The sequence below is a fragment of the Daejeonella sp. genome (assembly GCF_044232565.1).
GTDB lineage: Bacteria > Bacteroidota > Bacteroidia > Sphingobacteriales > Sphingobacteriaceae > Daejeonella.
Window position 1 is genome coordinate 1 of sequence record NZ_JBIILQ010000020.1, and the last position, 21,055, is coordinate 21,055.

The 21,055-nt window shown below is 37.0% G+C and carries 7 protein-coding genes; 6 read left to right on the plus strand and 1 reads right to left on the minus strand.

Annotation, left to right across the window (positions count from 1 at the left end; translation table 11 throughout):
• Positions 1-61: 61 nt before the first annotated feature.
• From ACILQF_RS02345 to ACILQF_RS02370, 6 genes are all read left to right on the plus strand, one after another.
• A complete protein-coding gene (locus ACILQF_RS02345) occupies positions 62-7,966 on the plus strand; it encodes a LamG-like jellyroll fold domain-containing protein (protein ID WP_395625806.1) in 7,905 nt (2,634 codons plus the stop codon).
• A gap of 56 nt (positions 7,967-8,022) precedes the next feature.
• Entirely contained in the window at positions 8,023-8,943 is a 921-nt protein-coding gene (locus ACILQF_RS02350; protein ID WP_395625807.1) for a hypothetical protein, read from the plus strand.
• Positions 8,944-9,822: 879 nt separating this feature from the next.
• On the plus strand, positions 9,823-11,181 hold the full coding sequence (locus ACILQF_RS02355) for a hypothetical protein (RefSeq protein ID WP_395625808.1): 1,359 nt from the start codon (positions 9,823-9,825) through the stop codon (positions 11,179-11,181).
• A 1,004-nt stretch (positions 11,182-12,185) separates the two neighbouring features.
• Entirely contained in the window at positions 12,186-13,406 is a 1,221-nt protein-coding gene (locus ACILQF_RS02360) for an ROK family protein (RefSeq protein ID WP_395625809.1), read from the plus strand.
• 26 nt (positions 13,407-13,432) lie between these two features.
• Complete coding sequence (locus ACILQF_RS02365; protein ID WP_395625810.1) at positions 13,433-16,543, plus strand: SusC/RagA family TonB-linked outer membrane protein; 3,111 nt, start codon at positions 13,433-13,435, stop codon at positions 16,541-16,543.
• A 22-nt stretch (positions 16,544-16,565) separates the two neighbouring features.
• Positions 16,566-18,470, plus strand: a complete 1,905-nt coding sequence (locus ACILQF_RS02370) for a SusD/RagB family nutrient-binding outer membrane lipoprotein (RefSeq protein WP_395625811.1) — start codon at positions 16,566-16,568, stop codon at positions 18,468-18,470.
• 407 nt (positions 18,471-18,877) lie between these two features.
• Here the strand turns inward: ACILQF_RS02370 and ACILQF_RS02375 are convergent, their stop codons facing one another.
• Complete coding sequence (locus tag ACILQF_RS02375) at positions 18,878-20,716, minus strand: alpha-L-fucosidase (RefSeq protein WP_395625812.1); 1,839 nt, start codon at positions 20,714-20,716, stop codon at positions 18,878-18,880.
• Between the last annotated feature and the right edge of the window lie 339 nt (positions 20,717-21,055).

The window sequence follows — 21,055 nt, forward strand, 5'->3', positions numbered from 1 at the left end:
AGACGTTTTGATTAGCGCAAACCCTACAGGAAGCTCCTTCCGTTTTGGGAGCTCTCTAAAGGTGCCAACAAACAGCTCTATTTCTGTAGAAAACTTACACGAAGGCTTAAAAGATTCCATCACACTACAAACTTGGGTAAGGCCAGAGACTAACTTCAATAATGAAGAATTAACCTTATATAACCTATTGGGAAGTGGTGCTGGTGAATCATTGGTATTTAAAATTAAACTGGGTCTGTTAAATGGAAAAAATACACTTACAGCAACCGTTGGTACGCAACAAATTACGCTGACTGATTATATTCCAAGTGGAGAAATAGACAATAAAGGCGAGGATATTTTAGTCCCGATCAACACAATAAACAGCTCTTTTACACATTTTAGCACCGTATTAAGGAATAATAAAATACCCGAAATTTACATCAATGGACGCTTAATTAATGCGGCATATACTACTAAGATGAATACCCTCTTAGCCCAAGACAAATCAACTGCAAGTGCCAAAGTTACTTTTACAAGCAACAATAACACTGTACTGTTAAATAACGCCAATAATAATCCAAAATGGCTTAGTTTTAAAATGGGAGGAGGAAAAACTGCCTTTATAGACGAGATCCGTGTATGGGAAACTGCTTTAAGTCCCTCTCAAATTCAACGAGATTATCGCCGTTATTTGAAAGGCAATGAGTCTTATTTCAATACCTATATCAAAGCAAATGAAAAAACAGGAGATTATGCTTACGATCTAGCACATACTGGCTTTGATTTTCATGGAAATGATATTAAATTAAGTCATGCGCAGATACCAGCTACCTGGGCCAATAGTGAAGATAATGTAAATAATATTCCTTTAAATAGCCAATTAGGTATACTAGGTGTTACTGACGAATTTGGCAATTATGTAATCTCATCAATACCTTACAGCGGCAATGGAGATGCATTTACCATCGTGCCTTCTTTTGGAAAACATGAATTTAATCCGAAGCAGGAACTAGCATTTTTAGGCGCAGGATCCACAGTGGTAAACAATGTAGATTTTATTGATAAATCATCCTTTGTATTTAAAGGAATTGCAGTTTATGATAGCCGTGAGGTATTTCCATATACTTCGGATGCTGCAATAACTGGCGATATTAAGGAAGATGAAGCTTATAATGCTTATACAATTGGCAACTTAAAATATCAAAAAGGAGAGTACTGGGCAGAAAAAGATAAAAACGGCACAATACTCCGCTTGCGTAGATACGCTGCTATACCAGTGCCAGATGCCTATGTAAGTATTGATAATCAGCCGGCAATTGATGCGAATAATGTGCCTATACAAACCGACATAAACGGTAGATTTACAATTGAAGTACCCATAGGCAAGCATGCCATTAGCATCAGCAAAAGTGGCCATACTTTTGATCTTGAAGGACGATACCCTGCCAGAACTCGTACAATAGTTAATAAAGACACCACCTATACCAATACCTATCAAGACTTTTTTGAGGATCGCGATGAGCCCATTACATTTATTGATACCACAAAAGTATATGTGATTGGTCGTGTTGTTGGCGGAACAAAAGAAGCCGATAAAACACTCGGTTTTGGATTTAATGGGACAAAGACCTACACCTATAAAGATGATGCTAATATTGATCGATCAATTGTTTATACCTCCACCAATAATATTGGAAAAGCAAGACTAACACTCGGACACCTACCTGCTGGAGCAACCAGCGTAACCCCTGAATACAAGACTAGTTTTGAAACTAATACCCAAACAGGAGAATACCGTGTAAAATTATTGCCTCTTAGTTATATTTTGGCGCAAAATGATTTGACTTTTACCAGTGGCAAAAACCCAGACAATAAGCCACTACTTAGTGAGGGTAAAACAATCAATTTTACAGCTATTAAACCCTTGCAATACGCTTCATTTGTACAAGGCAATAAAACCATTACCGGCTTACCTTATCAGGAGATTCTGAAATTTACACATTTTGCCACACCAATCTATACTGTCTTAAGCCAAAGTTCAGACTCACAAATAATAGCAGATGGGAAAACTTATACGATAAGAAGCAATCCAATCACTCCAATTTACAGCCAATTTGGAAATTATTTCATACAAATTCAAGGTCAGGAACGCTATTCAAACTTTGACTCAAATGTTAGCAGACCAGTTATTAGCACTGTTCCGGTGGAAGGCGGCGAAATCATTCCCACCAATAATTTAGCACTAGAAAACAGTGAAAAGACGGTAGTTTCTACAACAGACCCAAGCATATTGATTTATAGCTTTAAGGGCGGAATACCCAATACCGATGCAGCTAGCGGGTATAAGAGAACTATTGATTTGAGATACCGATTGAATGGTGTGGATACTCCACTGGAAAATTATAAAAAAGAAGGTATTCTGTTGGGTGGTGTTGCTGATGGAACGCAAACTTTCGTAACTGCGGGTCCGCAAGTCCCTGATTTTGTTTTACGTGACCCTCCTGGATCTGAAAGTTCGGCAACCATAGAAAAAGGATCTTCCTTTAGTTTTTCAAAAGAAAGTTCAATAAGCGCAAAAAATAGCAATGAAGCAAATGTAAAACTTGCACTTGGAGTAGAAATAAGTGTTGGAGGCGGTCTTGCTGGTCCTGTTATAAAAACAGAAACCACTAATAGTTTAGAAAATGGCATATCGATGGAACAGTCGTCTAGCGATGGTAGTAGTGTAACTAATACCTATACGTTTAACCAAACTATTTCAACAAGTGACGATCCAAGCTGGATAGGTAGCGATGCCGATTTGTATATTGGAACCTCAGCAAATCAATTTTATGGAACCTATAATAATTTAATTGCATCAAGTGCCGCTAATGGCTCTAGTCCAATCCAAGTATTGCCTCTTGCCGGTTCTAATATATCAATGCTTTATCCAAAAATTAACAAGGCATTATATTTTAATGATGCTCCAGAAAAAACATTATTTGTATACTCTCAGCACAATATCTTAAATGAAATTATCCCAAAGTATTTGGATATTATCGCACAAATTGATGCTGGAACATTAATTCCAAACAGGAATGGAGTACTTTCAAAAAATGCGTATCTCTCGTCAGTAAACCTATGGAGGAAAATGATCCTAAATAATGAATTGTCGAAATATCAAGCGCTTAACGACAAAGACAAGCTTAAGACTTCCCTCAATTCTATTATTGAAAGCCTGAAAGACCCCCTTACCAATACTTTGTCGAACTCAGCTAAAGAACTTAAGAATTTATTGAATGCTACATTTTATGAAAACATATCCTTTGACGCCGGAGTAGGTGAATTTACAAAAGGCTTTCAAGTAGAACGTTTAACTTCTAATTCCTTTACTTATACCTTAGATATTGACAGTGAACTTGCTTATGAATTTGGGCAAAAAGTGAATGAAACTGGCTTGGAAGTAAGTGGAAAATCAAGCATTGGGACTGGCATTGAATCTTCAAATGAAGACTCAAATGATGAAACTACCACTGTTACATATACTCTTAGAGATAGCGATTCAGGCAATACATTAAGTGTGGATGTGATTAATGCTTTTGATGGTAACGGTCCGATTTTTATCACCAAAGGCGGAGAAACTTCTTGTCCTAATGAGGGGGCTGAACTTTCCTACTTCTATAACCCTACTCACCCCAATGTGACAACTACAAATGCAAGCATAATAAATCTAACCGAAAATCTACGTAAGCCATTATCGATAGCAACCAGTGCATTAGAAAAACCTGAAATAACCGTTGTAGCTGCCAATATTGCAGGCATTTTTGAAGGCAGAAATGCCGAATTTATATTGAGATTAAGAAATACAAGTACAATAAATAAAGATGCAACATTCAGACTAAGCGTAGATCAAAGTAGCAATCCAGATAATGCATTGATCAACATTGAGCCAAATGGCACATTAATAAACGTACCTGCAGGCAAAACAGTATTGTACACTATGACACTAAAAAAGGTAAAACAAGATCAATTTGACTATAAAAATATACGTGTTGTATTTGAATCAACTTGTGATGATAATGCTACAGATGATGTTTTAGTATCGGCAAATTTTGTACCCGCCTGTTCTCCAGTAAGCATCATGACTCCGTCGAACAACTGGCTATTAAACAGAAATACCGCCTTTGACGATGATGCAAAAACCAAACCTGTGAATATCAAATTAGGGGGTTATAATACCAGTTTTGCAAGTTTCGAAAAAATCAATTTGGAATACCGCCTAAAAGGCACCCCCGATTGGAATGGATTGAGAACCTACTATAAATCTGAAAACGATTTAAATACTGCGAAAGTTGGTGGAGCTAAAGATGTTGAATTAATTATTGGTGCAGAGCTAAATTATGCTTGGGACATAGCTGCTTTAGGCCTAGGCAATGGCAGCTATGAGCTAAGAGCTCGTACAAGTTGCTATAATAGTACAGCCTACGAATCGGAAATCATTGAAGGAAAGGTAGACTTGGTGGCTCCTGTACTCTTTGGAACACCAACTCCGAGAAATGGTATATTAAATTTAGGGGATGATATTTCCCTACGTTTTAATGAACCGGTAAAAATCAACGGAACTGTCACTAAATTTGAGTTTTTAGTCCAGAAAAACCAATTACCAGTTAAACATGAAGTCTCATTGGCATTCAATGGTGTTAATAATATGGCTAGCATTACTAAACCAGCAATAACAACTGGCGATTTTAGTATTGAATTCTGGTTAAAAAATATGAGTCCCGCAGGTACTTCTACCCTACTAAACCAAAATAGTGGACTTAAAATAGAATTAATTGATAGCGAATTAATATACACAATTGGCGGTCAGACTATAAGAACTCCCATCGCAAGAGACACTACCTTCAACTATTATGCGCTTTCTTATGATGCTACTGCCAAGAAATTAACAATCATTGAAAATAGCACAGAGAAAAAAAGTACTACACTTACAAATTCGATAAACTTCACCAATGAAAATCCAATTGTTTTGGGTGGCAATACCTTCAAAGGGAATCTCCATGATTTAAGATTTTGGAAGAAATATATTACCAGAGAAGCAGCTACCATCAATATGAATAGCGAATTCAGCGGTAATGAATTAGGCCTTTTAGGATACTGGCCAATGAATGAAGGCAATGGAAATATTGCTAATGATTTAGCACGATTTAAACATCTAGCGCTTGCAAACGTTGATTGGGATATTTTCCCTAAAGGCACTGCTTACAACTTTGACGGATCAAACTATCTACAACTTGATTCGGCGTCTAAGGTAATTATCAGCAAAGAAATGGATGCCACTGTTACTTTTTGGATGAAAAGCGGTCAGGCGAGCGTTGGAACTTTATTATCAAATGGATGGGATAATAACAATGATTTGATTGAGAGTAATGGCTACCGTAATAAATGGTCTATCAACCTTAATCTCGCTGGTGGCATTGAGCTAAAGGCAGAAAATAAAACATTTTCTTTTGGTAGCAAGAAAGTAAACGATAATAGCTGGCATCATATCGCTATGAGTTTAACAAGAAATGGAACCGTAAGAATGTATGTAGATGGCAATGAAACGGCAACATTCCCAAGTGCTGATATTGGTGGCTTTAATTCCAGTATCATCCGATTAGGAGCTCAATCTGTTAAAACAGTGAATCAAGGAACTACTACCTATCCATTGGTCAATTATTTTAATGGACAAATGGACGAGATTTCCATTTGGAATATGGCGCGTACCGCCGATCAAATAAAAGCAGATCGCTACTTTGAGCTTGATTTTAGCACCACTGGACTAATTTTATACTCGAACTTTAATAAACCTGAAATAGCTAGTAATTCAGGGCCCAAATACTATTATCCTAAAAATGCGTTCGAAAAAGTAAGCACCAATGCTACTCTAATTAAACCTGTTTCCTATACTGAAGTTGGTCCGGGTATCAAGCCCTTCCGACCAATAGAGTCATTAGTTGTACAATCTGTAATTAATGGTGATCAAATAATAATGAACCCGGAAATTACAAAATGGGCAAGTGTTGAGGGTAAAGTAGCTTACATTACAGTGTCTAATTTGAATGATATGGCTGATAATCGTCAAGCATCTCCCATCACTTGGACTGCCTTCATCAATAAAAATCCTACAAAATGGTTTGTTGATGGGCATAATGACATCGTAAATTTAATAAAACGAACAAATGAAAACCTGAGTTTTGATATTACTATCATTAACCGAGGAGGAACTACACAATCCTATTCAATTGAGCTACCATCTTGGTTAATATTATCAGCAAAATCAGGAACCATTGCCCCAAATACAAGTCTAACATTAAAGGCAACAGTTGATAAAGACTTAGCAATTGGAAATTACAATACCGTATTATCCTTGGAAACTAATTATGGATACTATGAAAAAATTCAGTTAGACCTAAGAGTTTTAGAGAAAGAACCAACGTTGGTCTTGGACCCTAGCAAGTTCTCTGAATCGATGAACATCATCGGAAAAGTTAAACTAAATGGGGTTTTCACAGATGATCTTTACGATAAAGTAGTAGTACTTGTAAATAACGAGGTTCGCGGAATGACAAACATTGTATTTGATCCACTTTTCAACGAATACTTTGTTTATCTCACGGTTTATAGCAATACCACTACGAGTGAAAATATGGTGTTCTATATTTGGGATGCTTCCGACGGAAAATTAAAAGAAGCACTCTTAAACAACCTATTTTCTATCCCTTACGTACAAGATGACCTGATAGGAACCTATAAAAACCCGGCTATTTTTACAAATACCGATGTAACGGGTCAGCAAATAGCCTTAAACCAAGGCTGGAGCTGGACATCCTTTAATGTAACTGATGCTAGATTTGCCAATTTAAATGCTCTCACCCAATCGCTTGCTCTTAGCACTTCCGACTTAATTCAATCAACTGCACCAGCATTATTTGATGCCTATCAGTACAATGCACTTAATCCTGCGAGCAATGGATGGTCTGGAAGTATCAGCGCGAATGGAGGTATTTCAGGCAATAAAATGTATAAGATTAAACTTGAAAAAGGTCAAAATCTCAATATAAAAGGCATACCAGTTAATTTAAGCACATGGTTTTTCGATTTAAATCAAAACTGGAATTGGCTACCTTATGTTGTTTCTAAAAACATCCCTGTTGCAGATGCATTAGCTAATTTCAAGGCAAGCGAAGGCGATCTTATTAAGTCGCAATCATCATTTGCCATTTATAGCGAATCAATTGGCTGGAAAGGCTCCATGACTTATTTAAAAGCAGGTGAAGGCTATATGCTCAAAAGCAATATTGCTCAAAAGTTCACCTACCCAGAATACTTAAACCGATTAAACGTTAAAACAGTAGCCGCTAATGGCCTCTTTAAAGATGACTTAAAAATTAATGAATCATTAGAAGAGAAAAACTTGCTATCCAAAGAGTTCAGCAAGTTTGCTAGCACCATGAACGCAATTGTGAAACTACCAAAGGGATATCAAGATCTTTCGTTTTTCAATGAATCAGGACAATTAAGAGGGGTCACAAAAACCATGAATGTTCAAGGTGAAGATCTAGCATTTATAACCATTTATGGCGATAAACTAGAAAATCTTACAGCTTATATCGGTTCTGGAAATAATGCTAAAGCGAGCAGCAAAATCATAAGCTTCTCAGCGAATGCAATTTTAGGCAGCATCTCAAAACCAATTATTATCGAATTATTGGATAATGAGATCAGCGTTTTCCCGAATCCTTTCGATAAAGATTTTGAAATACTATTCAATGGAGATGATTTAGGAGATGCTAAAATTACTGTATTCAATATGTTTAGGCAGAAAGTACATGAAAGCACTTTTAAAGTAATGGAAGAAGGTAAGCTTGTGAAAATACAAGCCGATATTCTCCCTGGAATTTATATCCTGCAGGTTCAAATAGGTGATAAGGTGATTACTAAGAAACTAATAAAGAACTAGATTAAATACCTGTAAACGCAATATTGAGAATGATGATAAAAGATAAAACCCGTTTTTTGAAAAGCAAAATAGCAATTTGCTTTATACTAGTATTGATATCCACTCAGAGCTTATTTTCACAAATTCCGAATTGGGAAGTAAAGGAGAGTGAGTATCAATATACCATGACCTTAGTGGCTAAGCTTAACGTGGATGGGAAGCAGTTGATTAATCCGAATGACAGAGTAGCGGCATTTGTTGGCACGGTTTGTAGAGGGCTTAGCGGACTAACCTACGTGGCGAGTAATAAGAGTTATTATGCTTATCTCACCGTGTTTTCGAATAAGCAAGGGGAAAGTATTAGCTTTAAATTATACGATAGTGCCAATAATAAAATAAGCACCGTTAGTAAAACGCTTACGTACGTTATAAATGAACACAAAGGCGACCTTTTCCAGTCTTATAGCATTGCCGAGCCATCCTTAAATAGCGTGGCAGAAATACTATCCTTTAATTTTATGGGAGTGGCGAGCTTATCGTCTATCATGAGTAATAACATTGTAAATATCAACATATCAGAAAGTTTTTCGTTAAATACGCTAAAACCTGTCTTTACTTTAAGCAAGGGAGCCAGCCTTTTTGAAAATCGGGTATTGCAAATTTCAGGAGAAAATATTAAGAATTTTTCGTCTGCAATTTCTTATGAAGTGCTATCAGAAGATGAATCCACCTTAAAAAACTTTAAGGTTGAAGTCAGACAATCAATTGACCCTCCCCTATTTTATAAAAAAGATGCCGTATGCTATGCACCAGGAGCTATAAAAATTGTTTCAAAACGTGAGGGCAGCACAGTGCAAATCACTTTTAATGGCAAAACATTGGCGAGTAAACAAATTATTAACGGTGAGGCTTTATTCCCCAATTTAAGTGCAGGCTCCTACATCGCTACGATAGGAAACGATTGGAAATTGATCAATGTTTTAATGAAAGATAAATAAGTATGAGAAATCTATTTAATATGAATTACAGATTTAAATTTGTTATCGGTCTGCTTGTTCTGACTTTGTTTATGGGCTGCAAAAAGAAATCTTCATGCAAAGATGTAGTGCAAGGCGACTTTGAATTAGTAAACTAAATTCGTTTTTTTTAATGGATGATCCGTAGAGACACACGGCCGTGTGTCTCCATCTCCATCCCCAACGCATTTTTATTACAATTGACGATAATTATTTTATTTTTATATAATTAAAATAAAATAATCATCGTTGGATAAATTCAAAAATAAATATAGAATAACATCACACCGAAAACCAGATTGGGATTATTCGGCAAATGCCCTTTATTTTTTGACCCTTGTCACACAAAACAGGGAATGTAATTTAGCAGAAATTGTAAATTCCGGTAATCAAGCCTATTCCCAGTTATTAAATTTTGGCGAAATCATTGAACAGGAATGGTTTAAATCATTTGACATTCGGAAAGAATTGATTTCGCACGAATTTGTAATCATGCCAAATCATTTGCATAGCATTGTTGAAATTCGGGATACCCGTAGAGACACACGGCCGTGTGACTCCATCCCAAATCAAATAAATGATAATGTCGGAGACACACGGCCGTGTGTCTCTATCCCAAATCAAATAAATGATGGTGTTGACAATGCGGGAGACACACGGCCGTGTGTCTCCCGCTAGATTTATTTAAATAAAATTATGCAGACCTTTTTTGATTTAATTGATATTTTTAACATCAAATTTATTATTCAGCAATAAGATGTAAAGACCTTATAATTCACCTTACGCAAATCACGTTAGAAATTATAAGGCAATCGAATGTAAGATGTAATTGACAAAGGCTATATTTGAATAGATTTACCTATGAAAAAACGTTACGCAATATTCTTAACCATCCTTTGTCTATCAACACTTGCTATGGGGCAAGTTCACAAAGGTTTTCAGTGGATTGGTCCTGATCATTCCTTGTTTACTATCAATATAAAAACGGGGATGTTAAGTCAAGAAGAACCCAAAAAACCAAAAATTGAACTCGGTTTAATCCAAAACTGGGATACTATAAAAACTGAACTCCCCGAAGATCTAGGAGTAAATGCCTTTTATCAAGCAGACTCTATAATTATTAGTATTCCTGGAACGGGACAAGTGTATAGTTTACGCATACCTACATTAAAGCTTAAGCGCCTTGACCAAACATTTTTTAGAGGATACAATTTTAATGCTAGTCAGTTTTTTAGAAACGATACTCTATTTTCAATTGGAGGAGAAGGTTTTTGGCAAAAACACAGCATCATCACTTATTATAACCCCAAAACTCTTGAATGGGCTTTTTATAAATTCCAAAAAGACAATAAACACCCTAGTACAAATAAGTTTAGTGGATATTCCCAAAAAAATGACTCTTTCTTTTCTGCTTTTTTTGAAATTGACGCTTCAGTAACTAAAAAAAATGTGTTGCTGAGATTTTATTCCTTTAAAAAGGATGAGTGGGAAGACAAAGGCATATTAAGTGACAGTCAAATGCAGCTTTCAGAAAGCTATTACCGCAGTATCTGGACCGGAGAATATCTAATTTTAATTTATGATAGCAGTGATTCAAAAATTTTAATTGCTGATCCATTTAAGAATGTTTTGTTTGAACATCAAACCACTAAGGATCTATTTTTCATGCAAAATTGTGAATTGTACTATCGTGATGGTAAAATCTTCTCCAGAAGTATATTGAGTCAAGGGAAAATAGGCAAAATATACTTCGACAGCCTAAATGTAGACAGCTTGATTAAACAATCCAACATAGTTGGACAAGTTTATGGATACGATTATTTTAGTAATACAAACAAATTGTCTGCAATAGGAGCATTTTTAGTTTTTTCTGCTGGCTTCCTCTACTATCGTAAGCGCAGGGTAAAAACTGAGGATTATACACTCACAGAGCTAGAATTATTGGTAGTGAAAAAATTCATTAATCAGCCTATCAGTGAAAAAATATCAAGCATAGAGTTAAATAATTTATTACAGATAAGCACTAAATCATACGATAATCAAAGGCAAATCAGATTTCGAATTATTGGTGCTATTAATCATAAATTACATGTTGATTTAGACTCCAAAAATCTAATTTTCAGATCCTCTAACAATGAGGATAAACGAATGATGGATTACTATATCAATCCGGATATTAAACCCAAGGACTTGGAAAAATTAACAAAAAGTCTGTTTTAGCAGGATTTAAATTGCGGTTTTATGAAATTCAACTGGAATTCAAGGGTGAAATAATAACAAAGGATGAAACTGGCATAATAATCATCGAATAATAGCCCTCCTTACAACCGAAGAAGAATATTTACTAAATCCAGATGGCTTCGAGAACCTCAGCCACCGTTCGAGAACCTCAGCCACCGTTCGAGAACCTCAGCCACCATTCGAGAACCTCAGCCACCGTTCGAGAACCTCAGCCACCATTCGAGAACCTCAGCCACCGTTCGAGAACCTCTTTTTTGGAGCAATGAACCAGCAGTATGGAATAAAGAAAGATTTGATTAGAATCAAAATTCAGATGTCGCTTGACTGACAACAGATAACAGACAACTCTTTTTCAGATGTCGCTTACCTGGCTTCGAGAACCTCAGCCACCGTTCGAGAACCTCAGCCACCATTCGAGAACCTCAGCCACCGTTCGAGAACCTCAGCCACCGTTCGAGAACCTCAGCCACCGTTCGAGAACCTCAGCCACCATTCGAGAACCTCAGCCACCATTCGAGAACCTCAGCCACCGTTCGAGAACCTCTTTTTTGGAGCAATGAACCAGCAGTATGGAATAAAGAAAGATTTGATTAGAATCAAAATTCAGATGTCGCTTGACTGACAACAGATAACAGACAACTCTTTTTCAGATGTTGCTTATCTGGCTTCGAGAACCTCAGCCACCGTTCGAGAACCTCAGCCACCGTTCGAGAACCTCAGCCACCGTTCGAGAACCTCAGCCACCATTCGAGAACCTCTTTTTGGAGCAATGAACCAGGAGTAAGCAATAAAGAAAGATTTGATTAGAATAAAATTCAGATGTCGCTTGACTGACAACAGATAACAGACAACTCTTTTTCAGATGTCGCTTACCTAACTCCCCCCCATCAACTTCTAATAAAAAAATTAAAAGTTTAGTAAAATTCATTAAAAGTCTTAACTTCACTTAATTAAAATAATAATTGGCTCGCTTTATTAATAAAATGTCGAATAAGAGTAACTTATTTAAGAAAAAATTGGTCAAGAGCATGTACTTTGGAGGAACTCTCTCAAGTGCTGATTTGAGTGCGCTTACCCAAAAAAATCTGCAAATAACCTCAAAGGCAATCAATGAATTAGTGGCTGAAGGTGCAGTGCTAGCCGCCGGCTATGCACATTCTACCGGAGGCCGATGTCCTCAATTATTTTCACTTAAACCCGACTTAATGTATGTTATTGCCGTGGCAATGGATCAGTTAACGACCCGTATTGCCTTGGTTGACATGAAAAATAATTATGTAGGTCAAATCAGAGAATTAGATCTTGTACTTAGTAACCAACTATCCCTAGTTGATGAATTGGGTGCGCATCTAAATCAATTTATTTCAGATTCAGGGATTCCCAAAGCTAAAATAGCTGGAATTGGAATTGGCATGCCAGGTTTTGTGGATGCAGCAAAGGGCTTAAATCATTCCTTCTTGAAAGTAAAAGAGGGAAGTATTGTTAGCATCCTAGAAAATATTACTGATTTACCAATATCAATAGACAACGACTCTTGTTTAATCGCACTTGCTGAATTTAAAATTGGTGCCGCTCTAGGTAAACAAAACGTAATGGTTGTGAATATTGGGTGGGGTATCGGGTTAGGGATGATTCTCAACCAAAAACTATATCGAGGTAATGATGGACTTGCAGGTGAATTAAGTCATATTCCACTATTTACCAATGATAAAATCTGTAGCTGCGGAAAAATGGGCTGCTTAGAAACAGAAACCTCTTTATTAGTTGTTGTAGAAAAAGCAATAAAGGGCCTAAAACAAGGGAAACTTAGCATTCTGAAAAATCTAAATTTAGAAAATGTTGAAGAAGCAGCTAGATTAATTTTAGATGCAGCAATCCAAGGCGACGCCTTCGCAATTGAACTTATTTCGGAAGCTGGATATAATATTGGTAGAGGTATTGCCATTTTGGTGCATATCCTAAACCCCCAAACCATTGTTTTAAGTGGAAGAGGTTCATTAGGTGGCAAACTATGGACCACTCCTATTCAACAAGCTTTAAATGAACATTGCATACCTAAAATAGCAGAAAATTTAGAAATAGAAATATCAACACTTGGAGGAATGGCAGAGCTTTATGGAGCTGCCGCATTAGTAATGGAACACTATGGTGACGTTCATTCAAAAACAAAAACACGCAACACCCTTATACAAATAGATAATTAATAAAAAACAATTAAACCCAAAACAACATGAAAAAACTCAACTTATGGTGTTTAAGTGTAATAATGCTAACATTTATGAGCATTAGTGCATTTGCACAAAAAACGATTACCGGAACGGTAAGAGACAATTCGGGACCAGTTCCCGGAGTAACCGTCGCTCTAAAAGGCACTACAAAAGCGACGCAAACAAATGCAGAAGGTAAATTTTCAATTTCTGCAAACACAACAGATATCTTGGTGTTTAGCATGATAGGATCTGCAAAGCAAGAAATCCTTGTTGGAAACCAACAAACAATCAACGTTACGCTTGTTTCATCAGATAACGAAATGGGCGAAGTGGTTATAACCGCACTTGGTATCAAGCGTGAGAAAAAATCGCTAGGCTATGGAGTACAGGAGGTAAAAGGAGAGACTTTAGTTTCAGCTAAAGAACCTAACTTAGCTAATACACTATCAGGAAAAATTGCTGGCTTACAGGTAGTTAGATCTAGTGATGGTCCGGCGGGGTCATCAAAAATATTACTTCGTGGAAGTAATTCACTTACTGGAACCAACCAACCTTTAATTGTAGTAGATGGTGTGCCAATTGATAACTTCACCGGTGCAGCAGATAATGGTTATTGGAACAGATCCTTAGATATGGGTAACGGAATAGCTGATATTAACCCAGATGATATTGAGACACTTTCTGTATTAAAAGGCCCTTCGGCTGCGGCATTATATGGTTCTAGAGCTGGTAATGGTGTAATTTTAATCACTACAAAAACTGGACGTGCACAAGATGGACTAGGAATAACAGTATCAAGTTCTTATGGTATGTCCAATATCTTCACTAATCCAGAGGTTCAAAACTCTTTCGGTCAGGGAGATGCTGGTGTTTATAACGCTGCATTGACAACTAGCTGGGGACCAAAAACTACTGGCCAGATGGTAACAAATTGGGATGGTAAACAAATTGGTTTAACAACTTACGACAATGTTAACAATTATATGCAACAAGGTGCCAATATGAATAATAGCATATCATTTCAACAAGTTTACAAAGGCGCTTCTATCTATACGTCATTTAACCGCTTGGAAGATGAAGGTATCGTACCTGGAACCAAGCTTTTGCGTAATAACATTACTGCTAGAGCGGTCAGTAAATTTGGTGCAAATGATCGTTGGGTAACAGACACCAAAATACAGTATAGCAATACAAAAGCTAATAACAGACCAATCGGCGGAAGAGACAATAGCAGTGCTTATACTCTTTATATGTTGCCACGTTCAATGGATGTAACTAGTTTCAAAGCTGCTAAAAACGCTGCTGGTAATATGTTATGGTTTGATGGCGCAGGAAGTCAGATTAACCCATACTGGAGCAACGAAAACAACCTAAACCAAGATTCAAGAGATCGATTTATCGTAAATGGTTCAGTTAAATATAACTTTACTGATTGGTTAAATGCAGAAGTAAAAGGTGGAGCCGATTTATACACTACTAGTAGCCGTTCAAATGTGTTTAGTGGTAGCCCTATTGCAGCTACAGGACGCTACGGAATGGGTAAACAAACTTTTTCGGAAACCAACTTTAGCACTTTAATATCCGCAAGAAAAGATAATCTTGTTGGTAAATTTGGAGGTATGCTTACCGCTGGAGGCAATTTAATGCAAACAGACTTTTCTTCATTAAGTTCAAGCGTTGGACTATTAGTTGTACCAAACTTGTTTTCACTCAATAATGGTGTTAGCCCTGCAGGAGTTAGTGAAGGTGTTTCAAAACGCAGAATAAATTCTGTTTATGGTAGTGCTCAAATCAACTACGATGGTTATCTATATTTAGATGCTACCATGAGAAACGATTGGTCTTCAACCTTAAGTAAAGAAAACCGTTCTTTCTTCTACCCATCATTGAGTTTATCTTATGTATTCACAGATATGTTATCTCAAATGGGTGCAACAATGCCAAACTGGTTTAATTTCGGTAAATTAAGAGCATCTTATGCACAAGTTGGTAATGACCTTTCTCCTTATCAATTATATAACACTTTCAACATCGGTAAAGACCCTAATGGAAATACAACAGCAGGAAGAAATAATGTACTTTTAGATCCAAACGTTCGTAGTGAGCTCATTAAATCACTCGAGTTAGGAACTGAAATGAAATTTTTGCAAGGTCGTATCGGATTAGATTTCTCTTTCTATAAAACAAATGCAACCCGTCAATTGATTGATTTACCTATGGATGCTTTAAGTGGTTATTCAGCCAAAAAAGTAAATGCAGGTGATATTCAAAACACTGGTTTTGAATTGGTAATTGATGGCAAGGTTCTTGGTAAACCCAATGGACTTAATTGGACAACCTCTTTTAACTACTCACGTAACAACAATACAGTAGAAGAATTATCAGAAGGTGTTACCAAATACGGTCTTGGTGGCTTCGACGACTTATCTGTTTTAGCAGTAGTTGGCGAGCGATATGGAGAAATCTACGGTACAAAATACTCTAGAGTGAAAGATAAAACTAGTCCGTTTTTTAATCAAATTCTATTAAACTCAGATGGCATACCAACTCGTGATCCAGAAATTGTAAAACTAGGAAATCAGCAAGCTAAGGCTCTGATAGGTTTTACAAATAACTTTGAATACAAAGGCGTTGGTCTTTCTTTCTTAGTGGATGCAAGACTTGGTGGCGAAATATTTTCTGCAACCCACGTTGCAATGCAAGCTAGTGGAACTTCAAATGTAACTGCGCCAAATGGTTTAAGAGAGAGCTTTATAGTTCCAGGAGCAGTAAGCAATGGAAGTGGTGGTTTTGTAGCCAACACCAAGCAAGTAACTCCACAACAATATTGGAGAGGTGTGGCAACTGCAAATAATTTAGGAATCTCAGAAGCAAACATCTATGATGCAAGTAATGTGCGTCTGAGAAATGTGCAATTAAGTTATTCTATATCTCGAAAGCACTTGGCTAATACGCCAATTAAAAATGCCAAATTTGGAGTTTCATGCAACAATGTTTGGCTAATCAAAAGTCATATGAACGGAATCGACCCTGAATCTGTTTATGCTACTAGTGGCAATGCAACCGGATTTGAAAATGCTGGCTTGCCAACTATGAGAACTTTCTTAATTAACCTGGCATTAGGATTTTAACATAAAAACAAACTAAATAACAATGAAAAATAGATATACAGGAATATGGTCGCTACTTACAGTGTTAGTAATGGCATCATCATGTAATAAATTCGACGAAATTAACACCAACCCGCTTGCAGCAAGTGCCGACCAAGTGCAGGTAGATTATTTTATAAACAACAGTATTGTAAGTTCGCAAATGGATCCACATATTGCAGAACGTGTTTTCATTCTTTACTGGAAAACCGCTGGTCGCCAACAAGCAGGTGGAGGTATTTCAAGTGGAGGATACAACGACGGATGGTCATCTGATTATTATAGCAGCTACATGTCTGGCTGGCTAAATGCAGCCAATTCTGCCATACAAGTTGGAAATGATCAAGTTGCTAAGGGTACAAATAAGTTGTACACAAAAAACTTAGTACAAGTTGCTAGAATCTGGCGCGTTTATTTAATGAGTGAGCTGTCTGATAATTTCGGACCTATTCCAGTAAACAGCTTTCAAGGCACAAACCCTGAGTTTGCTAGTGTTAAGGATGTTTACTATCATTTACTTGCTGAGTTGAAAGACGCTAGCGCAAAACTGGATTTAGCTGTTGTTAATCCAGATGCTGTAAAAAAACAAGATCCAGCTTTTCAATATGACTACAATAAATGGAAACGATATGCAAATTCTCTTCGCATGAGATTGGCTATGCGTTTATCTGAGATAGATGCTGTTAAGGCTAAGGCAGAATTCGAGGAAGCCGCTGCTGGCGTGTTATTAACAGCCGCAGATCAGACTTTCAAAGTTACAGAACGTAACGGCTGGGATGCTTTAACGGGCGTAATGAGTAGAGAGTGGAATGCTCAAATCATGAGTGCAACTTATCGTAATTTAACTTATAACTTGGGCGGAATTTCTTCTACTAATCAAGTAGCAGCAGGTTTACAAGCTTCTGTGAAGCCAGATAATTACATCGGACTTCGTCTGCAAGATCATTTCACGATGAAAACTAATGATCCTTTTGCAGGATACTGGTTAGATGGTTTGCCAAATAAGATTGACCCAAGAGCATTCAAAGCATTTATTATACCTGGTGATTTTGCTAATGCTAACTTCAATAGCTATCCATCATGGGATAATACTGCGAAAACTACTGCTCGTACTCTTACTGATGGAACAAATCCAATAAAAACAATCGATGCGAAATACACTTGGAATGGTGTAACTAGTGGCGATTGGGGAGTTCCAGGATCTAAGAATAACTTGAGAGCTTTTAATGGTACTATGCCACGAACTTCGAATGAGTTTAGAACAAGTGCAAGTTCAAGAGTATTCTTTGCTAACTGGGAAACTTACTTCCTATTGGCTGAAGGAGCTGCAAGAGGCTGGGTAAGTCCTATGACTGCAAAAGCTGCCTATGAAGCAGGTGTTAAAGCTAATCTTGACTACTGGGGTGTTGGTGCACAAAGTACTGCATACCTAGCTTCCACAGATTATAATAATGCTGGTACTTCTGTAAGTTGGGATCACGTAACTGAACCTTCTGCAACGCGCACAATGGCCTTCAAAGATGGTATAACAAATGTCGATGGCACAGTACAGATTAAGTATCCAGACAATACAATTTATAAATCTGGTGCAGTAAAGAATGATTTACTAACTAAAATCATCACCCAGAAATTTATCGCGCAAACACCTTGGTTGCCTTTAGAAACATGGAGTGATCACCGTAGACTTGGACTTCCATTTTTTGAAAATCCAGCTATTGAAAATCCTTTGGTTAATATGCCAAATTTAACAGCAGGCAATTTCATGACCGTTAGTGTGAAGAATTTTCCACAAAGGTTAAGATATCCTTCTGGTTTGCAAAACAGTAATGCTGCTGGTTATAAACAAGCAATAGGATTTTTAGGAGGCGAAGATGGCGTACTTACTCCACTGTGGTGGGCTAAGAAATAATTAAGACCCACTATCAAAAAAGGCTGCTAAAACATAATTTTAGCAGCCTTTTTTATTAGCCTAAATTTGCAAACTGACTTTAAAGAAAGATAATAAAGCCGTTCTCAAAATATCTATCAAACTCAGAAAGGTTTAAATTTAACCGATTACTTGCCTTCAAAATTTCAATCGCTTCTCCTATTAGTCAATCCCACACTTTTTAAAATCTAGTATAATAGTCCCTAAATTTTTATAAAATTCTTTTGCACTCCAATCTAAAATACCTTTAAAAACCAGAGCTCTATAAGTCTTAATATTTCGCGACTTCCCCGTTTACTCTAATATTAATGACCGAACAATGTTACAGCGTACAGCTAAACAGATCTTCAATTGGCTAGTTATAGTGTTTAGGGTTTAAATAAATAGCCTCAATTACTCTCAATAGGTTTTATCTCTTCCTGATGTAGATTTAGTGGCTTATCTAATAAAACAGCAATCACTGTCATTCGTGAATCCAATTGATCTTCAGGAACTGCTATATAAAGCATCCCCGGAACTTCACTCCAGTATTGCTTGTTAAGAATTTGATGGGATAATAATGTTCCATTACCTACAATTCGAATTCGGTTAATTTTATTTTTAATTCCTTTTATTTGCAAGGGGCCATTAGGTTTTCCATCAACAAAAAGGTAAAGCGTTTGCTTATCAGGAGATAATGTACTAAAGCCATCATAATAACCCTGTGGTAAGCCAGCAGAACCTACTAACGCCTCTGCATGCTTCTTTAGCCAGCTATTAGCATCTGAATATAATTGAGACTCTAGTGGTGAACTAGGTTTTATTTGAGCAAGCTGAGTCTTAAAAGAATAATCACCCTTCCAGCTGTCGTTTACTAGGGCGTGTATTAAATCTACGGGACTAGCATTTTCATTTTTAGCTGATAATTTCAACAAATTTTCATAATTCATCTTCGGCAATTCTTTTAAAAACTCAGCAGGCTTTTCAAACTCCAATGCAATAACAGTCACCATTGGATCCAACTGGTTTTCATCAATAGAAATATTAGTTACTCCGCTGCTTGAATCCATTTTATATTTCAAAGCCAAATTAGTCCCAATAACACGTACCCGCTTAGGCTGTTGGGCTAGATTTCTGATCGCAATGTATTTTTTTGGTACATTTTCCACAAAAGCATAAATGGTTTTGCCATCAATACTAATAGTGGTTTTACCCTGAAAGTTGGAACCACAAATGCCTGCTCTTGTCCCAAAAATAGCTTCTGAATGTTTCTTATTCCATGTCCCCAAATCCTTGAGAATTTTAACCTGTTCGGCGGGGATGGTACCATCGGGCTTCGGACCAATATCCAACAATAAATTACCTCCATTAGCTACACAGTCTATAAAAGTGCGAATAACCTGATTAGACGTTTTATAATTCTTATCATGAACAACATAACCCCAAGAATCATTCATGGTTAAACATAATTCCCAATAAGGAGCACTCGGCCGAACAACAGGTACACCCTGCTCTGGAGTGGCATAATCACCATAGCCATTTAGTCTGGAGTTAATAATCACACCCGGATTTCTTTTTTGAAGCATCATTTGCACCTCCGCTGATCGCCATTCCTGAGCATTATGCTCCCAATCGCCATCAAACCAATATAAATCTGGATTATACTGGTCTGAAAGCTCCTTTAATTGACCAGTAAAATAATTTTGAAATTTCAACCAACGTTCAGGCTCTGATTTTAATGCGTATCGTTTAATCTCACGAGTCATTACATCATAATCAGGATAACTCCAATCAGGAAGCGAATAATAAATACCAGTCTTTAAGCCTGATTTCTTTAAAGCCTTCACAAATGGTGTGAGAAGATCTTTCCCAGCTTTACTATCTTTTACTGTATTTATACCACCCATTTTCGAGTCCCAAAGCGCAACCCCGTCATGATGCTTAGAGGTAATTACTGCATACCCAGCTCCACTCTCTTTAATTAACCTAACCCATAAATCGGGATCATAATTAGAAGCATTAAAGCCATTTAACTGCTTCATATAATCCTCATAACTGATATAATTATTGAAGAAAGACCAGGATTCAGGAATACCATTTACCGAATAAATTCCCCAATGTATGAAAACTCCCAGACGAGCGTTTTCAAACCAATCCATTTTGGGATTACGTGATTTCAGCTGAGCACTGGTATTAGTTACCCATAGCAAAGCTGTTGCGAGCAGGAAATGTTTTACATAAAATTTCATGGCTTAATAATAAGAAATTTTTTTGAAAGAAGAAGGTAAGGAGTTGGCGGTTGTCTGTTATCGGTTGTCAGCCAAGCGACATCTGGATTTTCATTTAAATCAAATTTTTCTTTATTCCATACTCCTGGTTCATTGCTCCAAAAAGAGGTTCTCGAACGGTGGCTGAGGTTCTCGAAGCCAGGCATGCAACATCTGAAAAAAGGGTTGACTGTTTTCTGTTGTCTGTCAAGCGACATCTAGAAGGTTAAATTTGCTGGCAACTCAAATTTTGTTTTTTTTTGTCTTTACTGCTTGCTCCTTATTCTTTGCTCCAAAAAGAGTAGTCTGTTGTTAGTCAAG